This window comes from Pseudomonas sp. rhizo25, assembly GCF_031931935.1.
GTDB lineage: Bacteria > Pseudomonadota > Gammaproteobacteria > Pseudomonadales > Pseudomonadaceae > Aquipseudomonas > Aquipseudomonas synxantha.
Window position 1 is genome coordinate 516,921 of sequence record NZ_JAUJXA010000005.1, and the last position, 6,531, is coordinate 523,451.

The window sequence follows — 6,531 nt, forward strand, 5'->3', positions numbered from 1 at the left end:
AGTCCCCTAGACTGCGCGGCATCTCGCCAGGAGTTGGCGAAGTTTCCTACAAGCGGGCAATGGATTCTGCATTCTCATGAAGACTTATATGTGTGCTCCCTGCGGTTTTATGTACGTAGAAGAATTGGGTATCCCGGAGGACGGGATACCCGCAGGCACCCCTTGGGAAGAGGTGCCTGAAGACTGGACATGCCCGGATTGCGGCGTGACCAAGGCCGACTTCATGGCCATTGAGCTCCCCGAACCTCTAGAAGCCTGACGCTCCATCCACGAAAGGAATCGATCCATGGAAAGCAAACTGATCAACGCCACCGTGCCGTTCTGCACCGGTGTAGCCCACCAGAAATACCTGGGCGCCGAGAAAGGCCTGGAAACCGCCATTGAAGGCAACTGCACCCATTGGTATATCGACGGCAGCCTGTTTGGCGAAATGGTCGACGACTGGACCGATGCACGCATCGAAAGTCTGCAGGCGCAAATCGCTGCCACCGGCATCAAGCCGATCTTTCATGGCAACTTCAAGGCGCCGCTGGCCAGTGACGTCGAGGCGTTCCGTGCAGCAGCCGTGGAATATGTGAAGAAAGAAATCGACATTGCCAGCCGCCTGGGCGCGCCACTGATCATTCATGGCGGTTGCATCGTCGAACCGAAAATGGTGCTGATGGCCAAGAAGGTCGCCCTGGAGCATTACCTCAAGTCGGTGCAGGAACTGGCGATTTACGCCGAGGCCAAGGGCACGGATATCTACCTGGAAAACCTGTCCAACTACGTCAACTACCGGCCGTTCCACTACATCTTCACCCATGAAGCGGAATACGCCTTTGTGTTCGAGCGCCTGCAAGCCCACAGCAATCTGTACTTTTTCCTCGATGCCGGCCACGCCAACATCGAGAACGGCCTGCCGGCGGAAGTGGTGCGCAAGTATCACCACCTGATCAAGGGCATTTCCTTCAGCAACAACAATGGCGTGCAGGATCAGCATTTCGGCATTCACGACGGCAACTGTGACTATGCCGACGTCATGCAGGCCATCGTCGAGACCAACTGGAAGGGCTTGGTGGCTTTCGAAACCCGTAACCAGACTGCCAAGGCAGCCCTGGCTGACCTGGCGGTGATGTACCGCGAATCCCTGACGACCGAAATCGCTGTCGCCTGACGGACCCAGGGGTGGGCGCTTGCGGCGCTCGCCCCGTTGCTGTTTCTATCCACTCAAGGTCCCTGGCCATGACAAGTGCGTTAACCCTGTCTTCGTTTCTCTACTTCCTACTGTTTTGCGCCACCATGACCTTCAGCCCCGGCCCCATGACCCTGCTGTTGCTGAGCCTGGGCTTGAAGGACGGGCTGCGCAGTTCGATCCCGGCGCAGATCGGCGCCAGCGTGTCGTACCTGATTTCCATCCTGATCTTTGCCGTCGGCTTCTCGGAGTTGATCAAGGGCAACCTCGCCATTACCCAGACCATCCAGTTTGTCGGCGTGGCCTACATCCTGTACCTGGCCTACAAGCAGTGGACCAGCAGCGGTGTGGCGATCAACAACGCCGGCGCCGTGGAGGGTTCGCGCAGCCTGTTCGGCAAAGGGCTGTTGACCGGGTTTTCCAACCCCAAGACCATCATCATGTTCAGTGCGGTGTTCCCGCAGTTCGCCGGGTCGGGGGAGCACAGTTCAGCGGCGGATATCGCCATCCTCGGCCTGACGTTCCTGCTGCTGCAATTTGCCAGCGGCTGCCTGTATTGCTATTTCGGCCAGCGTATCAAGCACGTGTTGGAAAACCCCAAGCGGCGGGTGTTGTTGCAGCGCATCACCGCGGTGTTGCTGTTGGGCGTTGCGTTGATGCTGGCGCGTGGGTTTTCACACTGACGTCAGCTTCTAAGCGGTAGTGGCGATTTGCCGCTGCCCTGATAGACTCGAGACACTCACCCAGGATCGCACCCCATCATGCCAGCCGTCGGAGGAAATGGACTTCCGCTCGCTTCGCGCTTGTACAAATCACGCCTCCTGGGGCTCACGCTCGGCTTTATCTGCGTCGCGTTTGGCATGTATCCGCTGAGTCCCTCTGTATGGGTGTGGGTTTGGATGCTGATCAACGCGTTTGTGTGGCCGCATGTGGCTCTTCAAATTTCCCTGCGTGCGGCCCACACGTTGCGCAGTGAACGCCGCAGCCTGTTGTTCGACTCCTTCTGCGGTGGCTTCTGGGTCGGCGCGATGCACTTCAACCCGCTGCCCAGCGTCACCACCTTGTCGATGATGAGCATGAACAACGTTGCCATCGGCGGCCCGCGCTTCATGTTCGTCGGCTGGGTGGCACAGGCGCTGGGGCTGGGCACGGCGCTGCTGATATTCGCCCCGGCGTTCATCGCCGTGACCACCCAGGCCCAGGTGTATGCCTGCCTGCCGATCCTGATGCTGTATCCCATGGCCCTGGGCTGGATCTGCTACCGCCAGGCGGTAACCCTGGCCCGCCACAAACGCGAACTGCTGGCCCTGAGCCGCACCGACAGCCTGTCCGGCCTGCTCAACCACGGGGCCTGGAAAGACCACCTGGACATTGAATTCCAACGCTGCCGCCGAGGCCCGGCTGGTGCAGCCATCGCCCTGATCGACATCGACCATTTCAAGACCATCAACGACACCTACGGCCATGTTACCGGCGATATCGTGCTGCGCCAGTTGAGCAAGGTGCTGCGCCAGAACCTGCGCACCACCGACCTGGCCGGACGTTACGGTGGTGATGAGTTCTGTGTGATCCTGCCTGACATGCCGCTCAACCGTGCCACTGAGGTCATGGAGGCGCTGCGCGATCGCTTCAACGCCTTGGCCTACACTCAGGACCCGGCGCTGCGCGTCAGCTTGAGCATCGGCCTGGCGCTTTATCAGCCGGCCCATGCCGACGCCATCAGTTGGCTCAACGATGCCGACCAGGCGTTGTACGAAGCCAAGAGCAGCGGGCGCAACCGCGTGAGCGCAGGGCAGGGGAGTTGGTTGCGCTCGGTCTAGTGGGGTAGGGTATTGGCGCGCCTTCCAACAAAAAAACAAGGATCGGTCCATGCTCTTCACTTTCCCGCGTACCCTCCTGGCCGCCACCCTGGCCTTTTCCTTCGCCCTGCCGGCCTACAGTGCCGAACCCCACAAGCAGGTCCAGGCTGATGCCGAACAGTACAAGGCCGAGGCCCTGAAACTGCTCGAACGCCTGGTGAACATCGATTCAGGTTCAGGCTACGAGCCGGGCCTGACCCAAGTGCGCGATATTGCAGTGGACGAGTTGAAACAGTTGGGTTTCAGCATTGAACTGGTGCCGGACAAAGCCGCCAACAACAGCCATGTGATCGCCACGCTCAAGGGCACAGGCAAGGCCAAAATCCTGCTGATGGCCCACATGGACACCGTGTTCAAGGAAGGCTCGGCCGCCGAGCGCCCGTTCCACATCAAGGACGGCCGCGCCTATGGCCCCGGCGTAATGGATGACAAGGGCGGCATCGTCGCCGGCATCTACGCACTTAAGGTCCTGAAGAACCAGGGCTTCAAGGACTACGCGCAAATCACCTTCCTGCTCGACGCCAGCGAAGAAACCGGCTCCGAAGCCGCCTCCGAGCTGATCCGCAGCACCGCCAAGGGCCACGACGTAACCCTCAACCTCGAACCCGGCCGCCCAGCCGACGGCCTGGTGGTGTGGCGCAAAGGCAGCGCCACCGCCGTGGTCGAAGTCAAAGGCAAGGCCGCCCACGCCGGCGTCGCCCCGGAACTGGGACGCAACGCCGCCATGGAAGCCGCGCACCAGATCCTGCAACTGGGCAAGCTGGGCGATGAAGACAAGAAAACCACCATCAACTTCACCGTGCTCAAGGCCGGTGACCGCACCAATGTGATCCCCGACCAAGCCACCGCCAAGGCCGACGTACGCGCCGCCTTGCCGGAGGAATTTGACCGAATCGAAAAGGACCTGGCCCGGGTTTCAGTCAACAAGTTGATCCCCGAAACCGACGTGAAGACCAGCCTGCAACGCGGCTTGCCCCCCATGCCGCAGACGGCCGAGTCGGATAAATTGGTGGCGATTGCCCAGGGTATTTATGGTGAGCTGGGACGCAAGTTGACCATCGAAGGCAGCGGCGGCGCGGCGGATGCGAGTTTGTCGGCCGGGGTAGGTACGCCGACGTTGGATGGGTTTGGGATAGTGGGCGGGAATATTCACACACCGGAGGAATATGCCGAGGTGGAGAGTGTGGTGCCGCGGGTGTATTTGTTGAGCCGGATGATTATGGAACTGGCCAAGCGCTGATCAGATCCGGGATTACGGAACGAAGGATATAAATGTGGGAGGGGCTTGGCTCGCAGCAGTGGCGATATCTCAGCCGCCGGATATTTACCTGATATGCCTCAATCCAAATGTGGGAGGGGGCTTACCCCCGATGGCGGTGGGTCAGCTTGCACATGCATTGACTGAGCCCCTGCTATCGGGGGCAAGCCCCCTCCCACATTGGATATTTGGTGTATTCAATACTGGTGGTCACCATGTGGCAGGGTCTTCGAGGCTGGCTTTTTGGAGATCTTCTTTCCACCACTCATTAGTTAATCTGTAAATCTCTTCGAAAAAGCCTCTTGGATTGTCCATTTCACTCCATCCCCAAGGCAGGTTGCAATAATAGCCAGGAGCCTGTCTAAATAATTGCGAAAAATCATAGGTTTTATCGCTAAGTGCTGCCTCCAATGTATCGCATAGGATTTTACGATGCCGATAACTTAAGTCTGAGAATTTCTCAATTATATATTTTTTGATTAATTGTGTTCGGTCGATGTCAATGTTTACATCGTAATATGCAAGTTCTTTACCTAAAGTTTCTTCGCGATCATAAATATCGAACGGGCCTAGGAAATGCCGAAGTTTTGGTGCGTACGGTATATTCAGGAAAGGGTGTTTCAGCATTGGTCGTTGCTCACAGGGAATACGGTATAAAGTTTTTTTGTTTCACGATCAAACTTTGCGATCGCTGTATCCATATTTTCATCAAATATTGGATTGTTCAGGTCAGCAGGGTTAGGTATGTATCCTCTTCCGCAACCCTGCATTTCGATTCGGACGATTGGATTGCCATAATAATCCTCTCCTGTAAAAGGAGGTAGATTACGTTCTGCTCTTGTGGTTGCTTCATTTAGGACAGCGAATTGAGCTCGATAACTTTTAAACTGGGTGCTTAGCTGCATAGGGTTTTCCTTTCTAGTGGGTTATTTATTTGTTTGGGAGCATCCGCTCGCATCGGTTTCTAGCTTGTAGTGCTGCAAGCAGCGTAATAGCACGCTCATGAATTTTCGTTGGTCAACTATCTCAGTGCTAAAGTAAGTTGTCATTGTTTTGAATACATCATCGAAGCTGTCGTTTTTTGCTAAAAAGTGTTCAATTGAGGCAATAAACCAGTCTTGCTCTAGTCTCGTATACATCAGAAATTCTGGCTTGGTCAGATCATTAAAAAGTTCGGCGAGCTCTTTTTCGTCATTTGCGTCTACAGACGCGATCCGCTCCTCCCTTTTTAAATCATCAGTGTTCTCAATGTCATAAGTGAATAGCAGGCCGCGAATTATTGACATGCTAGGTGTTTTGGTTTTCATCTTCATAATTCCGTATAGGCTGTTTTGGGTTTGCCATCTCTATTTAATATTACTCGTGCCTTCGATTGTTGGCTGTATTGCATTTCGGTGCCAGAATACCCCTCACCTATAATTTTTCCCATATGTATTGGCTCCATAGATTGGGCGTGTCCGCTTCTTCTGAAGATTAGCTGAGCGCGATATATAGCATTCAATTGATCTCTATGACTTAAGAAGTGAGTAGCAGCAGGCGGGTATTTTGGTTCTCCCGTTCTTCGCCCTGATGTGAAATATTCGATTATTCCTGTTGTTGGGTTTTTAGCCGTCTGTAGACGTTCTAGTTGTGACGCTAGTGTCGTCTGCTTTCCGTGTTTTTCTAAAAAGTGTGCTCCGGGTGTTGCTTTTTCAAGCTCGTCTAACCGTCTATATGCGTTTGCCTCTGCAAGCTCATCAATTCGCGCCTGTCGCTGCGAGCGGGGCAGTTGCGGTAAGGCCGGTTCCCCGTGGCTAATACTCGCGGTAGGGTTCTTAACACTAGCGCTGGGTTTACATCCGCTCTCATCTGGGCATGTATTCAAGCCCAGCGGGTCTATCCAGCCTGTCGGATTGGGCGCGTATTGGTACCCATTGACCCCACCCGCCAACTTCACCGGGTCCGGCGTCAGGTAACGACCAATATCCGGATTGTAGTAGCGATGGCGGTTGTAGTGCAGGCCGCTTTCCTGATCGAAATACTGCCCTTGAAAGCGCAACGGATTGTCGATCTTGCCTACGTCGAGCCGGGCGATCTGGCCGTAGGCGCGGTAGTGGGCGGACCAGACGATTTCGCCTTCGGGCGTGGTGAGTTCTTGCGGTGTGCCGAGGTGGTCGAGCTGGTAGTGGTAGGCCGTTGTGGCTTTTGGGCCGAAGCCTTCCAGCAGTGCCAGTGGGCGGAAGCTGCCGGGCTCGTAGATA

General features: G+C 55.8%; 9 protein-coding genes. 5 read left to right on the top strand and 4 right to left on the bottom strand.

Features of this window, described 5'->3' with window-relative positions:
- Positions 1 to 76: 76 nt before the first annotated feature.
- The 5 genes from QZR30_RS14950 to QZR30_RS14970 all read left to right on the top strand — a co-directional run bounded on the left by QZR30_RS14950 (position 77) and on the right by QZR30_RS14970 (position 4,273).
- Positions 77 to 259: a rubredoxin gene (locus QZR30_RS14950; RefSeq protein ID WP_046068575.1), complete on the top strand. Its 183-nt coding sequence runs from the start codon at positions 77 to 79 to the stop codon at positions 257 to 259.
- 27 nt (positions 260 to 286) lie between these two features.
- Entirely contained in the window at positions 287 to 1,156 is an 870-nt protein-coding gene (locus tag QZR30_RS14955; RefSeq protein ID WP_046068574.1) for a sugar phosphate isomerase/epimerase family protein, read from the top strand.
- Positions 1,157 to 1,224: 68 nt separating this feature from the next.
- The gene (locus tag QZR30_RS14960) at positions 1,225 to 1,857 is read left to right on the top strand and encodes a LysE family translocator (RefSeq protein ID WP_046068573.1); all 633 of its coding nucleotides are present in this window, start codon (positions 1,225 to 1,227) and stop codon (positions 1,855 to 1,857) included.
- Positions 1,858 to 1,935: 78 nt separating this feature from the next.
- Positions 1,936 to 2,994, top strand: a complete 1,059-nt coding sequence (locus tag QZR30_RS14965) for a diguanylate cyclase (RefSeq protein ID WP_046068572.1) — start codon at positions 1,936 to 1,938, stop codon at positions 2,992 to 2,994.
- A gap of 49 nt (positions 2,995 to 3,043) precedes the next feature.
- Positions 3,044 to 4,273 (top strand): M20/M25/M40 family metallo-hydrolase, encoded by a 1,230-nt coding sequence (locus QZR30_RS14970; RefSeq protein ID WP_311903568.1) that lies wholly within the window; start codon positions 3,044 to 3,046, stop codon positions 4,271 to 4,273.
- A 228-nt stretch (positions 4,274 to 4,501) separates the two neighbouring features.
- On the opposite strand, the gene QZR30_RS14975 is transcribed toward QZR30_RS14970, so the two are convergent.
- From QZR30_RS14975 to QZR30_RS14990, 4 genes are all read right to left on the bottom strand, one after another.
- Complete coding sequence (locus QZR30_RS14975; protein WP_311903569.1) at positions 4,502 to 4,918, bottom strand: hypothetical protein; 417 nt, start codon at positions 4,916 to 4,918, stop codon at positions 4,502 to 4,504.
- Positions 4,912 to 5,196 carry a hypothetical protein gene (locus QZR30_RS14980; RefSeq protein ID WP_081214446.1) on the bottom strand — a complete coding sequence of 95 codons (285 nt, stop codon included), beginning with the start codon at positions 5,194 to 5,196 and terminating at the stop codon, positions 4,912 to 4,914. Before QZR30_RS14980 ends, QZR30_RS14975 begins: the two co-directional genes overlap by 7 nt.
- Positions 5,197 to 5,217: 21 nt before the next feature.
- On the bottom strand, positions 5,218 to 5,598 hold the full coding sequence (locus tag QZR30_RS14985) for a hypothetical protein (protein ID WP_311903570.1): 381 nt from the start codon (positions 5,596 to 5,598) through the stop codon (positions 5,218 to 5,220).
- A 2-nt stretch (positions 5,599 to 5,600) separates the two neighbouring features.
- Positions 5,601 to 6,531, bottom strand: a 931-nt coding sequence (locus tag QZR30_RS14990; RefSeq protein WP_311903571.1) for an RHS repeat domain-containing protein, incomplete at its 5' end; no start/stop codon positions are given.

Coding starts and splice junctions, on each gene's coding strand:
- QZR30_RS14950 (WP_046068575.1), top strand. CDS start 77: ATGAAGACTTATATGTGTGCTCCCTGCGGTTTTATGTACGTAGAAGAA.
- QZR30_RS14955 (WP_046068574.1), top strand. CDS start 287: ATGGAAAGCAAACTGATCAACGCCACCGTGCCGTTCTGCACCGGTGTA.
- QZR30_RS14960 (WP_046068573.1), top strand. CDS start 1,225: ATGACAAGTGCGTTAACCCTGTCTTCGTTTCTCTACTTCCTACTGTTT.
- QZR30_RS14965 (WP_046068572.1), top strand. CDS start 1,936: ATGCCAGCCGTCGGAGGAAATGGACTTCCGCTCGCTTCGCGCTTGTAC.
- QZR30_RS14970 (WP_311903568.1), top strand. CDS start 3,044: ATGCTCTTCACTTTCCCGCGTACCCTCCTGGCCGCCACCCTGGCCTTT.
- QZR30_RS14975 (WP_311903569.1), bottom strand. CDS start 4,918: ATGCTGAAACACCCTTTCCTGAATATACCGTACGCACCAAAACTTCGG.
- QZR30_RS14980 (WP_081214446.1), bottom strand. CDS start 5,196: ATGCAGCTAAGCACCCAGTTTAAAAGTTATCGAGCTCAATTCGCTGTC.
- QZR30_RS14985 (WP_311903570.1), bottom strand. CDS start 5,598: ATGAAAACCAAAACACCTAGCATGTCAATAATTCGCGGCCTGCTATTC.